The following is a 16,708-nucleotide window of genomic DNA, read 5'->3' as shown; positions in this document are numbered from 1 at the left end:
TGCGATTTATTGGAACCAAATCAGCGCTGATGGGTTACAAAAGTGACATGGATCACCGCAATCTCGTCACTTTGGACTAATATCGGTGGCGGTCTTGGTTGCGGAATCATATCCGCAATTTCGGGAGAAATCAGATGAAGAGATTCGTTGTTCTTGCTGCGGCCGGTCTGCTGCTCGCAGCCTGCCAGTCCGACAGCCAGCGTGACCGCGCCCTGGTCGGCGGTGGTCTTGGTGCTGCAACCGGCGCCGTGATTGGTGCTGCGGCGACGGGCGACGTCGGCGGTGCCCTCGTGGGCGGCGTCATCGGCGGTGCCGGTGGTGCGATCGTCGGTTCGGCAACCACGCCGAAAAACTGCGTGGCCTATGACCGTTACGGCCGTCCGTACCGGGTTGTCTGCCCGTAAGCTTCAGGCTTGACTTGACAGGCAAGGCCTTCCCCATCCATCGGTGGGGGAGGCCTTCTTATTTTGTGAGAGATCCGTGCCACAGTTCCCCTTCCCCGCCGCAGCGCTGCTGCTTGCATCCGGGCTTGCACTTGCCGCCTGCAATTCGGCAAGCCAGACCGAGCGGGCCGTCGCGGGGGCAGCTGTTGGCGGAGCGGCAGGCACAGGCGCAGGCTGGCTGCTGGGCGGCAATCCGGGCGCAGCCGTGGCCGGCGGCGTGGTGGGCGCGGCGGGCGGCGGCCTGATTGGCGCCCTCACTCCCGGCAAATGCGTCAAGCGCGGGCCGGACGGCATCTATTACCGCATCCCCTGCCCCGAATGACAAGACCCCCGGCGCCTTGTGGCACCGGGGTTCATGTCATTCAGTCCGTGAAAGCCTTAGGCCGTCAGCGCGGCTTCCGGTGCGACATAGTCGTAGCCCAGAGCCTCGGCAACGGCCTGACAGGTCACCTTGCCCTTGTAGACATTGAGGCCCGGCAGGAAGGCCGGATTGGCCAGCAGCGCAGCCTTGGCGCCCTGATCGGCCAGCGCCAGCGTGTAGGGCAGCGTCACATTGTTGAGGGCGAAGGTCGAGGTGCGCGGCACGGCGCCCGGCATGTTGGCGACGCAGTAATGCACCACACCGTCAACGATATAGGTCGGCTCGGCATGGGTGGTGGCGCGGGAGGTCTCGAAGCAGCCGCCCTGGTCGATGGCAACGTCCACGACGACAGAGCCATTCTTCATGCGGCGGATCATGTCAGCGGTCACCAGCTTCGGCGCGGCAGCACCGGCCACCAGCACGGCACCCACGACGATATCCGCATCCAGCACATACTGCTCAAGCGCAGCCTTGGTGGAATAGACCGTCCGCAGGCCCGATCCGAAGGTGCGCGACAGGCCGGCCAGCACATCGACGTTGCGGTCCAGCACGGTCACATCGGCGCCGAGGCCCAGCGCCATGGTGATGGCATGGGCACCAACGACACCGCCGCCGATGACAACGACCTTGGCAGGCGCCACACCCGGCACGCCGCCAACGAGAATGCCGGAACCGCCAGCAGCCTTCTGCAGGGCATTGGCACCAGCGGTGATCGACAGACGGCCGGCAACCTGGGACATCGGCGCCAGCAGCGGCAGGCCGCCACGGCCATCGGTCACGGTTTCATAGGCAATGCAGGTCGCGCCGGACTTGACGAGGTCTGCGGTCTGCTCCGGATCCGGAGCCAGGTGCAGGTAGGTGAAAAGCGTGTGATCGGGGCGCAGCATGGCGCGCTCAACGGCCTGCGGCTCCTTCACCTTGACGATCATTTCGGCGACATCGAAGACTTCCTTTGCCGTTGCACAGATCTTGGCACCGGCTGCCACGTAGGCGGCATCTGCAGCGCCAATACCGGCACCTGCATTCGTCTCGACATAAACTTCATGACCATGAGCCACAACTTCCATGACGCTATCCGGTGTCAGACCAACACGGTATTCATGGTTCTTTATTTCTTTTGGCACACCAATGCGCATCGTTTATTCCTCTCTGGTAAGGATTTATGCGATGACACTAGAGGAGATGTGATCGAATAGGCTTGCGTTCTTTGCAGCGTAAGCGGCATTTTTGCATTACAATGCGAATTTGAGCGGTATAATCCGCATATTCTGCGAGGCGCGATGAAATTAGACCGGATCGACAAGCGTATTCTCACCCTGCTCCAGCAGGACGGGAGGATGCCAAACGCCGATCTGGCACAAAAAGTCGGCCTCTCACAATCTGCCTGCCTGCGCCGCGTGCGGGCGCTTGAGGATTGCGGCATCATCAGCCGCTATGCCGCCCTGCTTGATCAGCGCAAGCTTGGGCGGCGCATGGATGTTTTCGTCGAAATCTCCCTGACGGGCCAGTCCAACGAGGTCCTTCTCGCCTTCGAGCAGGCCGTGGGGCAGTCCCCCGAGATCATGGAATGCTACCTTATGGCCGGCGATGCGGACTATCTGCTCCGGCTTGCGGCGGAGGACCCCAACGACTTCGAGCGGCTGCACCGCGAAACCCTGGCACGGCTGCCCGGCGTTTCGCGGATGAAATCCTCCTTCGCCATCCGGCCCATCGTCCGCAAGACCGCCTTTCCACTGGACAGTACCCACCGAAGCACCGACTGACCACAGCAAGGTCGACGCCCGCAGCTCCTTCCGCCTATAGTGCGCGCAAACGACGCATCCACGGATCTGGAGCCTTTCTTGACTGCCGAAATCACCTGCCTGCTCGATGGCCGCTTCGCGCTGGCCGAATGTCCCACCTGGGATGAGCGCCGCCAGAAGCTTTTCTTCACCAATATCAAGGGCAAGACCGTTCACGCTCTCGACTGGCAGAGCCGTGAGCTGGAAACCTGGACCTTCGCCAATGAAGTCGGCTCCTTCGCCCTGTGCGAGGATGGACGGCTGATCGTGGCCGTCTGGGATCAGGTGATCCTGTTCGATCCGCAAACCGGCGCGCAGCAAACCATCGCCAGCATCGAGGCTGACAATCCGCACACGCGCCTCAACGACGGCAAGGCCGGGCCGGACGGCGCCTTCTGGGTCGGCACCATGGACAACCGTTCGCCGCGCCAGCCGGTTGCGGGGCTCTACAGGGTGGCTCCCGATGGCAAGGTGACGCAGATCCTCGACGGTGTACATGTCTCCAACGGCCTCGCCTGGTCGCCGGACGGCACGGCCATGTATCACGCCGACAGTTCCCCGGGCTGGGTGGACCGCTGGCGCTTTGATCCGGCAACCGGCGCCGTGTCGGAGCGCACCCGCTTTGCCCAGCTCACCAACGAGACGGGCCGCCCGGATGGTGCCACGGTCGATTCTTCGGGGAATTACTGGAGTGCAGGCGTTTCGGCCGGCGTGCTGAACTGCTTCTCGCCGGCAGGCGCGCTTCTGGCGAAATTCACCCTGCCCGTGCCCCGCCCGACCATGCCCTGCTTCTGCGGGCCGGAGCTGGCCGATCTCGTCATCACCAGCCTGCGCCCGGATGATGCTGCCAGCATCGAAGCCGCGCCCCAGTCCGGCAGCCTCTTCCACCTGCGCCCCGGCCTGACAGGCCTGCCGTCTTACCGGTTTGATGTGATTTGAGTAATTTCAAGGCGCGATGCCTCAGCACCCCAGCGCCTTGGTAGAAGATGCCTTTCATCAGAGACAGAGAGAGAGCTACACACCGGCGGGATGTTGTCTCAGGTCTGCGCTGAGAGGCACTGTGTCACCCCGGCCAAGCGTAGCGCGAGCCGGGGCCTACTCGTTTGCAGAGAAGTGCCGTTGTCCTGAGTGCTGCGGCGGCGGGATTTTGCGCAAGCCTGTCCGCCAGCTTCGGCCTCACCGCTCTGGAAACGAGTGGTCCCCGGATCTGCGCTCCGCTTCGTCCGGGGCGACGCAGAGTGTGTGGCGCGGCTATGCCTCTGTTTCGGCCTTCGTCTCCACGTCCGGCTTGCGGACGAAGTCCTTGGCCTCTTCGGGGATGTTGCGCCCCCAGGTGGCCTTGAGGCTGTGGTCGACGGCGATGCGCTCGTCAAAGACGAAGCATTCGCCGGACCACAGGCTGTTCTCTTCCGGCATCTTTTCCAGATAGTTCAGGATGCCGCCATCGAGGTGGAAGACATCCTCGAAGCCCATGTCCAGCAGCAGCGAGGTGGCCTTTTCGCAGCGGATACCGCCGGTGCAGAACATCGCGACCTTTGGCTTGCCCTCCAGCGCCTGCTGCGCCTTCAGCCACTGCGGAAACTCGCGGAAGGAGCGGGTCTTGGGATTGAGCGCCCCCTCGAAGGTGCCGAAGGCGAACTCGTAATCATTGCGGGTGTCGATCACGAGCACGTCCGGGCTGGAAATGAGGGCGTTCCAGTCCTCCGGCGCCACATAGGAGCCGACAAGCTTGCGCGGATCGACGGTCTCAACGCCCAGCGTAACGATCTCCTTCTTCAGCCGCACCTTCATGCGCTGGAAGGGCTTGCGCTCGGCCCAGGATTCCTTGTGGTTCAGATCGGCAAGGCGCGGATCCTGACGGATGACACCGAGCACATGGCGCAGGTTCTCCTCCGCTCCGGCGATGGTGCCGTTGATCCCTTCGTCCGCCAGCAGCAGGCTGCCGCAGATTTCATGTTTTTCGCACAGTTCCAGCAGCTGGCCGCGCAGATCGCGGAAATCTTCCAGAGGAACAAACTTGTAAAGGGCGGCGACGAGATACATGCGGCAAACCTGGCTGATCCGGCGCGCAATTGCCGCCGTCGTGTTTTCTGAAGCGCCTTATAAACCCGCCCGGTGCCAAAACGCAAAAGGGAGCGCAGCCCTTCCCGCAAGAGAAGGACAGCGCTCCAGTGATCCCGGCTCCTCAGGTCCGGGAAAGGGCTCAGCGGCCGCCGCTGAAAGCGTTCAGAACGGTCAGCAGGCTGGTCAGGTTGTCGGCAACACCGGTCTGGGCCACCTTTTCGGTCGCACCGGCCGCTGCGGTCGTGTCCAGCGTGTAGATCTGCATGATGCCCTGGTTCGCGGCGGCCTGCGCCAGCGAGTTCTGCTGCTGCTGGGCGGCAACGGCATTCTCGAACAGGATGCCGGTCGAATGCACCATCGACTGATAGAGGGTGCTGATGGCGACAGCCGGAGCTTCGCCGACAACCTTCACGTTCGACTGCGTGACGGCATCGGTGATCATCGGATTCACGGTGGTAGGATCAGCCATGTAATTCACTCCTTCAAGCAGGCCTTCGAAGCTTCAGGCCCGTTACACCCCTTAGGACGCCATCCCGCCGCCAGTGTGAGGTAGAGCGGGAATTTTTCAATCAATGGCTGCGTGCAGCCGGGGTGTAAAAACAAAGGCCGGATGGTGCCGGCCCCTGTCTTCGCTGACACACGGCATGATGCAGGTCAGCGGCCGGTCCCGCCCAGCGCGCCGAGAATGGTCAAGAGGCTGGTGAGATTGTCGGATACGCCCGTCTGCGCCACCTTTTCCGTCGCGCTTGCCGCAGCCGTGGAGTTGACGGAATAGATCTGCATGATGCCCTGGTTGGCTGCCGCCTGGGACAGGGTGTACTGCTGCTGCTGGGCGGCAACCGCATTCTCGAACAGAATGCCGAGCGAATGGGCCTGCGATTGGTACAGCGTGCTGAGCGCCACGGCAGGTGCATCGCCAACGACCTGCACATTGGACTGGGTTACCGCATCGGTGATCATCGGGCTCACGGTGGTGGGATCGGCCATCTCTTTTTACTCCTTGAGGCGGGCCAGCACCGCATGCGGCCCTTCACATCTCATAGGACGTCAATCCCAGACGCCCGTGAGGGAGCGTGCCGGCATTTCGCAGGTCCGCACATGACAAAAGGGCCGGCATGAAGCCGGCCCCAATCTGGTCTGATCTGTGCGTCCCTGCGGTCTGCGGTCAGCTGAAGGACTGCAGCACCGTCAGAAGGCTGGTCAGATTGTCGGACACGCCCGTCTGGGCCACCTTCTCGGAAGCACCGGCAGCGGCCGTCGTGTCGACGGAATAGATCTGCATGATGCCCTGGTTGGTCGCGGCCTGGGCCAGCGAGTTCTGCTGCTGCTGGGCGGCGACCGCATTCTGGAACATGATGCCGGTCGAGTGGGACATGGACTGATAGAGCGTGCTCAGCGCGATCGCCGGCGACTCGGCAACAACCTTGACGTTGGACTGGGTCACGGCATCAGTGATCATCGGGCTCACGGTAGTGGGTGCGGCCATATTCATCTCCTTGATCTGCGGCTTGGCCGGAATCAGCCAATCACCTGCACAAGAAAAGACGCCAACCACCACCCCGCGTGACAGATTTCATGAAATTAAAGAACACACGTGAAATATAAAGCGCAAAGCCTCCGCGATTTCATCGCGAAGGCGCAAGTTCTTCATGATGTTCAGCTTCAATCAGCGCGATGAGCCGGTGAGATGCTGCTTCATCTGTTCGATCTGATACTGAAGCCCCTGCCGCACGGTCGGGTTCGACAGTCCCGCCTTCTGGGTCGCCAGATTGTGGCCGATCTGCTCCATGACGCTCAGGGCCTTCACCGCATCCTGCGGCAGCTTCACCAGTTCCTCGTTGTTGGCGAGCAGCTTGGCCAGCGTCTCCTGCTCTCCCTGGATCGAACTGGAAAGGTTTTTCGCCGCGTCACGGGCACTGCTCAGCACCTTCACCGCAACTGCCAGCCCCTCTTCATAGGCCTGATCTGCGGCTTTCTTGCGCTGTCCGGCCTCAATGCCGGCCGCCAGCACTTTCGGCAGGGCCTGGGTCACCTGGGCATAGCCCGACTGCAGAGCTGCGACCTTCAGATGCTCGATGAGCAGCTGGCGCAGCAGCTGCGCCCCCGTGGCGGCCCCTCCGGCGCCGGCGTCCTTGCCACCTCCACCGCTGCCGGCAAGATCGCGGACGAACTCGCCGGTGGCGGCAGCGGAAGACTGATCCGCCGCACCGGCCTCATCCCCTCCGCGCCCCGCACCACGGCCTTCGCCCCGCCCGGCGTCACGCCCTTCCCCCCGAACACTCCCGGCGCTGGCAGCGGCGGCAGAAGAGGGTTGAGCCGCCGGCGCCGTCATCACCGGAACCGCGATTTCAGGTACGGGCACTTCGGGCACTGGCATTTCGGGCACCGGCACTTCGGGCACTGGCACCTTCGGCACATCAACCTGCGGCGCCGGAACAGCCGGAATCTCTCCAGCACTCTGCGCCGGGGGCTGGGCGGCGGCCTGCGCGGACGCCGTTTCAGCCTTGGGCTCAACTCCGGTACCGGTCTCTACGTCCGTCATTTTCGCTCTCCTTACGGGTCTTGGCCGAACGGCTGGTGCTGCGCATGGACTGGCTGATGAAGGCAAGCGCATCGCGCATCAGGCTGTCGGAACTGCTGTCCGGGACCGGAGCACAGCATGAAGCTGCCCCTGCCCCATCCGCTTCGAACACGGCCGCCATCTCGCAGGTGGTGACGGCTGTCACCTCTCCGGTGCTGGACAGCTGCAGCAACTCACCCGCCTGCCCCAGCGCGGTGCGCGCCCAGGACAGCTGCGTGATGACCTGAGGATAGACGTTGAAGAGCCTGCTCTCTCCCGGCGCACCGCAGGTCTGGCCGATTTCCTCGGCCCAGTTTTCAAGAAAGCACTGGATCAGCACATCCAGATCGCGGCACAAGCCATCCGTACTCAGTTCCATGACACACCTTCCCAACGGCCGGAGTTGATCCAGCCTCTGCGACACCCTTGCCGTGCCTGTTCTTCAGGATTTCATCAGCCCGCGGCCCCTCAGGACACGGCCGTCTTCAGATCACCGATCACCGTGGAGGCCGAAGTTCCGGCGGTGGTGCTGACACTGCCATAGACAGCGACGGCGGCCTGCACCATGGCCTGGATTTCCGCCATCAGCGGCACGGCGATCAACTCGCCCGCAGGCCCCTGCGCCGCCTTCTTGATGGCCACCGCCTGCCCGGCCACCGCAATCTGCATGATGGCGTTCATGTAGCTTTCGGCATCCTGCACCGCGATGGCGGTCGTCTGGCCGACGCTCATTTCCGGCGGCGTAATGACCATGGCGGGCGCATTCGCCAGGTTCTGATAGTTGGTGAAGTTCACCGCCTGCACGATCTGCTTGTTCAGCGCCGAAGTGTCAGGCGGTGTCGCGCCCACCGGGGCAGTCGGATCTCCAGGCATTCTTTTCTCCTTTGACAGGTCTTTCTCAAGCTGCGGGGCAAAGGCCGCCTCAAGGTTTACCGGCCTGCCGTTGACGGGGCGTCCGTTCACCGGACGCAAGGTCTGGGGCGAGGACTGAGGCAAGCCCCCTGCCCGCCCGGACGGGCTCGTGTTAACGTTAACGGAGCCCGGCGAACCTTCACCGGCACTCCCGGCCGCCCGCCCCCCTGCCGGAACAGGCCGCGAAATGGCAGCACCCCCGGGATCAGGCGCCCTTGCGGACAGGCGGGAAGCCGGTTTGGCCGTGGCCGGAGCTGTGGCGGGCACATGTCCGGCCACCGAAGGCTTTGCCTCAATGGGCGCCGCTCTGCCTTGCAGGCTGACCTCCGGCGCATCCGGCTGCCCCTTCCCGCCTGCCACCGGCTTTCCGCCGTGGATCCAGTCGGACAGCCAGCCATCCCGCCAGGCTCTTTGCTTGCCCGTCCCCTCCGCTCCGCTGACGGCGGCGGAGACGTATTGGCGCAGGCGGTCCAGAAACGTTTTCGTGGCCATGGCACCACTCCCTCATCGCACCCCGGCCGGACCGGAGCACCCCTGAGCACGTCAGGACGGACTGGAAAGAAAACCCGCCGCCCTGATGTTACTGGCCCACTTCCATGATCAGCTGCACCGCCTTGGAGACGACCGCCGTCATGACCTGGTTGAGCGCCTGCTGGCTGTGAACCGCATTCTGGATCGACAGGCCCGTCGCATGGCTGCTGACCTGATAGAGGCTCGCGATGGCCTGGGACGGCGCTTCGGCCACCACCTTCACATTGGTCTGGGTGACCGCATCGGTGATCTGGGAATTTACAAGCTGATCGGCCATTTCCTGTTCCTGTTCGGTTTGCGATGACCCGACATAAATCTGGACGCGTCAGGCTTTCGTCCGTGAGGGCCGCGAGGGGGCGGTTTTTGTGGCCCGCTCTTGTGGCTGGTTCCAGTGCTCCTGCCCGGTTTCGCCAAGGGCCGCCCTCAGCGTCTGGCGCAGGGTCTGCACGCGCTTGCGCGCCAGCGCCTCGGAAATGCCCAGCACATCGGCGATGTCCCGGTAGCTCTGCTCCTCGCAGAAGCGCAGCTCGAAGATCCGCCGGTGCTCTGCGGACAGGGAATTCATGACCGCCATCACCCGGCGCAGGATTTCCTGCTGCCAGAGCAGGTGCTCCTGGGAGGGGCGCACATCCGCAAAACCCGTGTCGTTGTCCTCATAGATGTCAGCCGAGAAATCCCGCACCTGACGTTCCGAGTTCTTGCGGCGCAACCTGCTGATGTACTCGTTCTTGAGCGCAAAGAGCAGGAAGGCACGCGGTTCACGGATATGGGTCTCTGCACGCTCCACGTGTGAAATCGCCTTGATCAGGGTGGAGGACAGCAGATCCTCCGCCTCCTCCCTGTCCCCTTTCGTCAGGCGCAAAGCCCGGCGCCGCAGAACAGGCGCGTCATCGATCCAGCTGGTCCACAATCCGTTTGCAGGCAAAACACTCGTCATTGCGCGATTCCCGGTTTCAACCATGAAAGTCTTCGACGCAGACCCTCTCACCCCATGGGCTTGTCTGGATAGACGCAGAAGAAATTCCTTCGTGACAACCTTAGCGGGATTTTTTATAGCCACAAATTAATAATTTAATACTTCACTAACCACGATATTTTTGTGTATTAAGTCTTTAACCTTGAATTCAGAAGAACGTCTTCGGGCAGACCGGAAAACGGAATCAGCCTGAACGCCTTGCACGCATAAGATGAAGTGAGTGAGCACACCGCGCATGCAACCTTGAATACGCAAAGCTGCGGCGGGCATGGGCACCCTCCGCATGCGCAAGATCTTTGCAACCAGATACAACCGAGGATTTAATTCACAGCTGCAGCAAAAATTACGCCCGGACAGGCGGGCCTGACCGGGCAGAAGGAATGTCATTGATCGTAAATCGGGCCTACCAGCGGCTCTCGCAGACGCAGGAAGGCACGTCATCATGGCGCACGGTGATCTTCACGCCGTCCAGATGGGGCAGCACGGCCTCAAGGGTCACCGGCCCCAGCGTGGCCAGAGGCGCAAAATCCAGCGTCGAAATCCCCTTCGCCGAGCTGACATTCACATGCATCAGACCGGCGGGATGGGGAACGGATGCAATGATGGAGGCCAATGCCTTGCGGCTGTCCTGATCCACCAGCTGATCCGGCAGCCCCTCAACCTGTCTGGTCAGCATCTGCTTTGCGGCCTCCACCGCGCTTTCGGGCGTATCGCCGTAGGCGGGATAAAGGAATGCGATCCAGACCGCCGACATGGATTCAAAGAAGCCGCCGTTCTCGATCTTGACGTCCAGCTCATGCAGCCGGATCTGCGCCACCTTGTCCATCTGCGCCGGCTCGGCCAGCAGCGCCGGAAGATCAAACGCCTCAAGCCGCGCCGCCGTTCGCATCCGGGTGCCGCCGCCCATGTCGATTTCCAGCCGGTTCAGCGCCAGCTGCTTGCGCTCCGGGTCCAGCTCATAGTCGAGATGAACGCTGCCGGGGTTCCTCTCCCCAATCAGCCGCATCTGATAGATCGACTCCGGCATGCCCTCGAACATCGGAATGTTGCGCGCGCCGGTCATCTCCAGCACGAGTTTCTGCGGCGCGATCTCCCGGCCGCCCTCGCCCCATTGCGCGGTCCAGGCCACCTCATCCGCCTCGATCGTGTAGCTGACCATCCCTTCGGTCAAAGGCAGGGAAACATCCCGCAGAATGCAGCGGCCATTCTCCTCGACCGGCGTCATCGCCGAAAGCGCCGCGCCGGCGCGCTCAGTCGCGGCCTTTTCGAGAACGGAAGCGGCATAGGCCACATCGGCAGCGCAGTCAGTTTCCGCAGCCTGCGCACTGCCGGCAGCAGAAACGCAGCCCGCAAGGATCAGGGCGCCAGTGGCGAACAGCGATTTCATGGGAGCTCCACATGCGTGTCATCAGAACCAGAATGCCGGAAAGCTCCGGCCTGCCCGGACAATGCACACCACCGCCCTGCAGATCCGTGATCTGCATCGCATTTTTTACGGATGGTATAGCGGAGACAAAAACAGCAAGAGACAAGCCGCAGGGCGGTTTCACTATTGCCTGATTTTCAAGGCAAGGAGATGGTGGGTGCACAAGGATTCGAACCTTGGACCGTCTGATTAAGAGTCAGATGCTCTACCAACTGAGCTATACACCCATCTCGTCGCGGCGGCGTCAGCGCCTGTCCGCTTCGGATGAGCGGCTTATACCCAGCACCTCCCGGACATGCAAGAGGGTTCGATGAAGTTTTTGTGGCGCCTGTGTAAAACTTTTCAGAGGCCGTGAAAATCCGCAGAAATCAGCCACTCCGGGAAGCCGTCCGGCCCCTTCCGCAACTTTCGGCAACGCAAACGGGCTTTTGCGAAATAATCAGAATTTCCGCTTGACCAACCCTCGGCACCAATACTAGTGTGCAGCGCAACTGCAGCAGCTGCCGAAGGTGGCCTGCGGGATTTGAACTTGTCATGACCGGCCTTTACAGCAAGACCGGCAGTCAGGAAGCGGGACGCCCGATGGCGAAGCAGATTTTCGCAGCTTCTCAGCTGCTTCTGGTAGTAGGAACGCGCGCGGCCTGAACGGTAGACCCGTTCGGAACAGGCTGGCGCGCAGCAAGGGCTCCTCGGGAGCCCTTTTTCGTTCCAGCCCTCCGGACACACTTCAAACATGGCAAGATCAAGAGATTTTGGATCAAGAAGCCAAGGCAAGGAAGCAGACGATGACACGGGAGATGACCGGAGCCGGCATGGTGCTCCAGGCGCTTAAAGACCAGGGTGTGAAACATATCTTCGGCTATCCCGGCGGCGCGGTACTGCCGATCTATGACGAGATCATCCAGCAGGACGACATCGAGCACATCCTTGTGCGCCACGAGCAGGGCGCGGGCCATGCGGCGGAGGGCTATGCCCGTTCCACCGGCCGTCCCGGCGTCGTTCTGGTCACCTCCGGCCCCGGCGCGACCAACATGGTCACGGCGCTGACCGATGCGATGCTCGATTCCATTCCGCTTGTCTGCATCACCGGCCAGGTTCCGACCCATCTCATCGGCACGGACGCCTTCCAGGAATGCGATACGGTCGGCATCACCCGCAACTGCACCAAGCACAACTGGCTGGTCCGCGATGTCAACGACCTGCCGCGCATCATCCATGAGGCCTTCTATGTTGCCACCTCCGGCCGCCCCGGCCCGGTCGTGATCGACATTCCCAAGGACGTCCAGTTCGCCACCGGCACCTATCAGGGCCCGACGGCCAACCCGGCAGCCGCCCACAAGAGCTACCGCCCACAGATCAAGGGCGACCTCAATGCCGTGCGCCAGGCCATCGAGCTGATGGCCAGCGCGAAGAAGCCGGTCTTCTACACCGGCGGCGGCGTCATCAACTCCGGCCCGCACGCAAGCCAGCTGCTGCGCGAGCTGGTCCAGCTCACCGGCTTCCCGGTCACCTCCACGCTCATGGGCCTTGGCGCCTATCCGGCGTCCGGCGCGAACTGGCTCGGCATGCTGGGCATGCACGGCACCTACGAAGCCAACATGACGATGCATGACTGCGACGTCATGATCTGCATCGGCGCGCGCTTCGATGACCGCATCACCGGCCGCATCGATGCCTTCGCCCCCAACGCCCGCAAGATCCACATCGACATTGACCCCTCCTCCATCAACAAGGTGGTCAAGGTGGATGTTCCGGTCATCGGCGATGTCGGCCACGTTCTGGAAGACATGGTCCGCCTGTGGCGTTCGTCCGGGGCCAAGGCCGATCCGGCCGCGCTCAAGGGCTGGTGGGCCCAGATCAACCAGTGGCGCGCGCGCAACTGCCTTGCCTACACGCCGAACAACGACATCATCATGCCGCAATATGCGCTGCAGCGGCTTGCCGAGCTGACCAAGGGCCGCGAGACCTATGTCTCCACCGAAGTTGGCCAGCACCAGATGTGGGCGGCGCAGTACATCGGCTTTGAATCGCCCAACCACTGGCTCACCTCCGGCGGCCTCGGCACCATGGGCTATGGCCTTCCCGCCTGCATCGGCGCACAGGTTGCCCACCGCGATGCGCTCAGCATCTGCGTGGCGGGCGATGCCTCCGTGCTGATGAACATGCAGGAAATGTCCACGGCGGTGCAGTTCAACCTGCCGGTCAAGATCTTCATCCTCAACAACCAGTACATGGGCATGGTGCGCCAGTGGCAGCAGTTGCTGCACGGCAACCGCATGTCCCATTCCTACATGGAAAGCCTGCCGGACTTCGTGAAGCTGGCCGAAGCCTATGGCGGCGTTGGTTTCCGCGTCGAAAAGCCGGGCGAGCTGGATGATGCCATCCGCGAGATGATCGCCGTCGACAGGCCGGTGCTGTTCGACTGCCGCGTGGCCAACCTTGCCAACTGCTTCCCGATGATTCCCTCGGGCAAGGCCCACAACGAAATGCTGCTTCCCGATGAAGCCAATGACGAGGCGGTGGCCAATGCCATCGGTTCGGCAGGCAAGGCACTGGTCTGAGGCAAGGAACCGTCATGAACGCACAGAACGTCAACGCACCTTCCGCCTATTTCATGGCCGAAGTCAGCGACAAGATCGAATCCCACACCCTATCGATCCTGGTGGACAACGAGCCGGGTGTGCTGGCCCGCGTCATCGGCCTGTTCTCGGGCCGTGGATACAACATCGACAGCCTCACCGTTTCGGAAACCGAGCATGAGGCGCATCTGTCGCGCATCACCATCGTCACCACCGGCACGCCGATGGTGATCGAGCAGATCCGCCACCAGCTGGACCGGCTGGTGCCGGTGCACCGGGTGACCGATCTGACCGTGCAGGCGCGCCTTGGCAGCAATGACAAGCCGCTGGAGCGGGAACTGGCGCTGGTGAAGGTGGCAGGCCATGGCGAAAAGCGTCTGGAGGCCCTGCGCCTTGCCGATGCCTTCCGCGCCACGGTGATCGACGCAACGACGGATCACTTCGTCTTCGAGATCACCGGCCGCACGTCCAAGATCGAGCAGTTCATCCAGATCATGAAGCCGCTCGGCCTCGTCGAAGTCTCCCGCACCGGCGTCGCCGCCGTCCAGCGCGGCGCCGAAGGGCTGTAAGCATCCCCCGAAAGGCCCTGTCAAACCCTGCAAGGCCATAGACGCACGCGCCGCAACGCAATATACGGTCACCGGCTCCGGCCGGTGACCGTTTTCCGTTCCGGCCCGCCCCTCTCGGATTGCTGACCGCAAGGTCCCACAAGGAAGGCTTAGAAGCCCATGAGCAACGGTTTGTCCCGGCCGAAGAATCAGATCCGCTGGCTGCTGCTGGAGGGCATTTCCCCCACGGCGAAGGCTGTGCTGGACGCCAGCGGCTATCACAATGTCGAAATGCTGCCGAAGGCGCTCGACAAGGAGGCGCTGATCGAGGCGCTCAAGGGTGTGCATGTGGTGGGCATCCGCTCGCGCACGCAGCTGACCCGTGAGGTGATCGAGGCCGCCGGAACGCTGGTCGCCATCGGCTGCTTCTCGGTGGGCACCAACCAGGTGGATCTGGCCGCCGCCCGCGAGCGCGGCATCCCGGTGTTCAACGCCCCCTTCTCCAACACCCGCTCCGTCGCCGAGCTGACCATTGCCGAAATCGTCATGCTGATGCGCGGCGTCTTCGAGAAGTCCACCGCAGCCCACGCCGGGCGCTGGATGAAGACGGCCACCGGCTCGCGCGAAGTGCGCGGCAAGACGCTGGGCATCGTCGGCTACGGCAACATCGGCACCCAGCTGGCCACGCTGGCCGAGGCCATGGGCCTCACGGTCATCTACTATGACAAGGTGGACAAGCTGCGCCACGGCAACGTGATGCCGGTGGACACGCTGGACGAGCTGCTGTCGCGCTCCGACATCGTGTCGCTGCATGTGCCGGACACGGCCGAAACGCGGAACATGATCCGCGCCGAAGAGCTGGCGAAGATGAAGCCCGGCAGCTTCCTCATCAACAATGCCCGCGGCAAGGTGGTGGATATCGACGCCCTCGCCGCCGCGCTGAAGAGCGGCCACATCGCCGGTGCGGCCATCGACGTGTTCCCCTCCGAGCCCAAGTCGAACAACGACGAGTTCCTCAGCCCGCTGCGCGGCTTCTCCAACGTGATCATGACGCCGCATGTGGGCGGCTCCACGGAAGAGGCGCAGGAGCGCATCGGCGAGGAAGTCTCCCGCCGCCTCGTCGAATATTCGGACGTGGGCTCCACCGTGGGTGCGGTCAACTTCCCGCAGGTGCAGCTGCCGCGCGGCACGGATGCCACCCGCTTCATCCAGGTGCACCGCAACGTGCCGGGCGCCATGCGCACGCTGAACGACCTGTTCGCCCGCAACAATCTCAACATCCACGCCCAGTTCATGCAGACAGTGGAAGAAACCGGCTATGTGGTGCTGGATGTGGACGGCAAGGTGGAGAACGCGGTCGACATCCTCGAGGCAATCCGCGCCCTCCCCGGCACCATCCGTGCCCGCCTGCTGAACCGGGTATGATGGTTCAGATCTGATGAGACACGAACGGCGTGGGGCACGGCCTCGCGCCGTTTGGTTTACAGGGGGGCGCTCCGTCCCTCCGTTGTCATCCCCACGCAGGTGGGGATCCAGTATCCCCGGCACCGGCTATCTCCTGAACCGGGTGTACTAGATCCCGGTCTTGCCGCTTTGCGCCAAACCGGGATGACAGTGGAGACGCTTTGCTCCCTCAGCAGCCCCAATAAATTCTTGTCACCGCAGCAATATCCGGTTTGACAGGACCGCCGTTTCGGCCAATTTTCTTCGTCCTGCGGCCTTGCCGCATCATTCAATTGCCGGAAGCCCGCCATGACTGCCTCCCGCCTTTCCGTGAATGTCAACGCCATCGCCATGCTGCGCAACCGGCGCGATCTGCCCTGGCCGAGCGTCACCGGCATGGCGGCGATCGCGATGGAGGCAGGCGCCAAGGGCATCACCGTGCATCCGCGCCCGGACGAGCGGCACATCCGCAAGAGCGATGTGTTCGATCTGGCAGAGCTGATCGAGGACCGGTTCCCCAACAAGGAACTGTGCCTTGAAGGCTATCCCACTCCGGAGTTTCTGGACCTGGTGGAAAAGGCCCGGCCCGATCAGGTGCTGTTCGTGCCCGACGCGCCGGAACAGACCACCTCGGACCACGGCTGGCAGTTCGGCGCGGACAAGGCGCTGCTGAAGGAAGCCATTACGGCGGCGCGCGAATGGGCGGTCACCGTCTCTCTGTTCCTTGATCCGGACCCGGCGCTGGCGCCTGAGGCTGCCGCCATCGGGGCGGAGCGGATCGAGATCTACACCGGCCCCTATGGCGCCTGCTACGACAGTCCGGAGCGGGCGAAGCTGGAGCTGGACAAGGTGGCAGCCACGGCGGAAGCGGCCCGTGCCGCAGGCCTCGGCGTCAATGCCGGACATGACCTGACGGTGGAGAACATTCCGGCGCTGATTAGCCGCGCCCCCTTCATCCGCGAAATGTCCATCGGCCACGGCTTCACCGCCGACGCCCTCATCCACGGCTTCGCCGGCAGCGTTCAGCGCTTCCGCAAGGCGATGGGGGAAGTATAACCATCCCCCCGACCCCTGAACCGGCCTC

19 protein-coding genes and 1 tRNA gene are annotated in these 16,708 nt (G+C 63.0%); 8 read left to right on the top strand and 12 right to left on the bottom strand.

All coding sequences use genetic code 11. The features are described 5' to 3' along the window. The first annotated feature begins 134 nt into the window (after nucleotides 1–134). Nucleotides 135–404, top strand: a complete 270-nt coding sequence (locus IF10I1_RS06955; protein ID WP_019964496.1) for a glycine zipper domain-containing protein — start codon at nucleotides 135–137, stop codon at nucleotides 402–404. Nucleotides 405–480: 76 nt separating this feature from the next. After that, nucleotides 481–765: a hypothetical protein gene (locus IF10I1_RS06950; protein ID WP_050474181.1), complete on the top strand. Its 285-nt coding sequence runs from the start codon at nucleotides 481–483 to the stop codon at nucleotides 763–765. A 56-nt stretch (nucleotides 766–821) separates the two neighbouring features. Here the strand turns inward: IF10I1_RS06950 and ald are convergent, their stop codons facing one another. Continuing rightward, the gene (gene ald / locus IF10I1_RS06945; RefSeq protein WP_186392035.1) at nucleotides 822–1,940 is read right to left on the bottom strand and encodes an alanine dehydrogenase; all 1,119 of its coding nucleotides are present in this window, start codon (nucleotides 1,938–1,940) and stop codon (nucleotides 822–824) included. A 144-nt stretch (nucleotides 1,941–2,084) separates the two neighbouring features. Here ald and IF10I1_RS06940 point away from each other — a divergent pair, with 144 nt between their 5' ends. After that, nucleotides 2,085–2,567 carry an Lrp/AsnC family transcriptional regulator gene (locus IF10I1_RS06940; RefSeq protein ID WP_050474183.1) on the top strand — a complete coding sequence of 161 codons (483 nt, stop codon included), beginning with the start codon at nucleotides 2,085–2,087 and terminating at the stop codon, nucleotides 2,565–2,567. A 78-nt stretch (nucleotides 2,568–2,645) separates the two neighbouring features. Then, nucleotides 2,646–3,524: an SMP-30/gluconolactonase/LRE family protein gene (locus IF10I1_RS06935; protein WP_186392036.1), complete on the top strand. Its 879-nt coding sequence runs from the start codon at nucleotides 2,646–2,648 to the stop codon at nucleotides 3,522–3,524. A 312-nt stretch (nucleotides 3,525–3,836) separates the two neighbouring features. Here the strand turns inward: IF10I1_RS06935 and IF10I1_RS06930 are convergent, their stop codons facing one another. The 11 genes from IF10I1_RS06930 to IF10I1_RS06880 all read right to left on the bottom strand — a co-directional run bounded on the left by IF10I1_RS06930 (nucleotide 3,837) and on the right by IF10I1_RS06880 (nucleotide 11,281). Continuing rightward, entirely contained in the window at nucleotides 3,837–4,628 is a 792-nt protein-coding gene (locus IF10I1_RS06930) for a rhodanese-related sulfurtransferase (protein ID WP_186392037.1), read from the bottom strand. A gap of 160 nt (nucleotides 4,629–4,788) precedes the next feature. Then, nucleotides 4,789–5,118, bottom strand: a complete 330-nt coding sequence (locus IF10I1_RS06925) for a RebB family R body protein (RefSeq protein WP_050474185.1) — start codon at nucleotides 5,116–5,118, stop codon at nucleotides 4,789–4,791. Between the two features lie 185 nt (nucleotides 5,119–5,303). Next, nucleotides 5,304–5,636, bottom strand: coding sequence for a RebB family R body protein (locus tag IF10I1_RS06920; protein WP_050474187.1), 333 nt, complete (start codon nucleotides 5,634–5,636; stop codon nucleotides 5,304–5,306). A gap of 178 nt (nucleotides 5,637–5,814) precedes the next feature. Beyond that, nucleotides 5,815–6,135, bottom strand: coding sequence for a RebB family R body protein (locus IF10I1_RS06915; protein WP_050474281.1), 321 nt, complete (start codon nucleotides 6,133–6,135; stop codon nucleotides 5,815–5,817). A 180-nt stretch (nucleotides 6,136–6,315) separates the two neighbouring features. Next, nucleotides 6,316–7,191, bottom strand: coding sequence for a hypothetical protein (locus IF10I1_RS06910; protein WP_186392038.1), 876 nt, complete (start codon nucleotides 7,189–7,191; stop codon nucleotides 6,316–6,318). Next, complete coding sequence (locus IF10I1_RS06905) at nucleotides 7,160–7,588, bottom strand: hypothetical protein (RefSeq protein ID WP_186392039.1); 429 nt, start codon at nucleotides 7,586–7,588, stop codon at nucleotides 7,160–7,162. The genes IF10I1_RS06910 and IF10I1_RS06905 overlap by 32 nt, the downstream gene beginning before the upstream one ends. An 89-nt stretch (nucleotides 7,589–7,677) precedes the next feature. After that, nucleotides 7,678–8,082: a hypothetical protein gene (locus IF10I1_RS06900; RefSeq protein ID WP_055453924.1), complete on the bottom strand. Its 405-nt coding sequence runs from the start codon at nucleotides 8,080–8,082 to the stop codon at nucleotides 7,678–7,680. Between the two features lie 619 nt (nucleotides 8,083–8,701). Beyond that, the gene (locus IF10I1_RS06895) at nucleotides 8,702–8,929 is read right to left on the bottom strand and encodes a RebB family R body protein (RefSeq protein WP_019964483.1); all 228 of its coding nucleotides are present in this window, start codon (nucleotides 8,927–8,929) and stop codon (nucleotides 8,702–8,704) included. Between the two features lie 48 nt (nucleotides 8,930–8,977). Further along, a complete protein-coding gene (locus tag IF10I1_RS06890) occupies nucleotides 8,978–9,589 on the bottom strand; it encodes an RNA polymerase sigma factor (protein WP_208975481.1) in 612 nt (203 codons plus the stop codon). Between the two features lie 442 nt (nucleotides 9,590–10,031). Next, on the bottom strand, nucleotides 10,032–11,015 hold the full coding sequence (locus IF10I1_RS06885; RefSeq protein ID WP_186392040.1) for a hypothetical protein: 984 nt from the start codon (nucleotides 11,013–11,015) through the stop codon (nucleotides 10,032–10,034). 190 nt (nucleotides 11,016–11,205) lie between these two features. Next, nucleotides 11,206–11,281: transfer RNA gene (locus IF10I1_RS06880), tRNA-Lys, on the bottom strand. Nucleotides 11,282–11,839: 558 nt separating this feature from the next. On the opposite strand from IF10I1_RS06880, the gene IF10I1_RS06875 reads away from it, so the two are divergent. The 4 genes from IF10I1_RS06875 to IF10I1_RS06860 all read left to right on the top strand — a co-directional run bounded on the left by IF10I1_RS06875 (nucleotide 11,840) and on the right by IF10I1_RS06860 (nucleotide 16,680). Further along, a complete protein-coding gene (locus tag IF10I1_RS06875) occupies nucleotides 11,840–13,615 on the top strand; it encodes an acetolactate synthase 3 large subunit (protein ID WP_058899385.1) in 1,776 nt (591 codons plus the stop codon). Nucleotides 13,616–13,629: 14 nt separating this feature from the next. Continuing rightward, on the top strand, nucleotides 13,630–14,202 hold the full coding sequence (ilvN, locus tag IF10I1_RS06870) for an acetolactate synthase small subunit (protein WP_019964478.1): 573 nt from the start codon (nucleotides 13,630–13,632) through the stop codon (nucleotides 14,200–14,202). A 159-nt stretch (nucleotides 14,203–14,361) separates the two neighbouring features. Continuing rightward, nucleotides 14,362–15,606 carry a phosphoglycerate dehydrogenase gene (serA, locus tag IF10I1_RS06865; RefSeq protein WP_186392041.1) on the top strand — a complete coding sequence of 415 codons (1,245 nt, stop codon included), beginning with the start codon at nucleotides 14,362–14,364 and terminating at the stop codon, nucleotides 15,604–15,606. A gap of 327 nt (nucleotides 15,607–15,933) precedes the next feature. After that, nucleotides 15,934–16,680, top strand: a complete 747-nt coding sequence (locus IF10I1_RS06860) for a pyridoxine 5'-phosphate synthase (RefSeq protein WP_186391056.1) — start codon at nucleotides 15,934–15,936, stop codon at nucleotides 16,678–16,680. The last annotated feature ends 28 nt before the right edge of the window (nucleotides 16,681–16,708 follow it).

This window comes from Pannonibacter sp. I15F10I1 (assembly GCF_900185665.1).
GTDB lineage: Bacteria > Pseudomonadota > Alphaproteobacteria > Rhizobiales > Stappiaceae > Pannonibacter > Pannonibacter indicus.
This window is presented reverse-complemented; position numbering and strand designations above follow the sequence as displayed.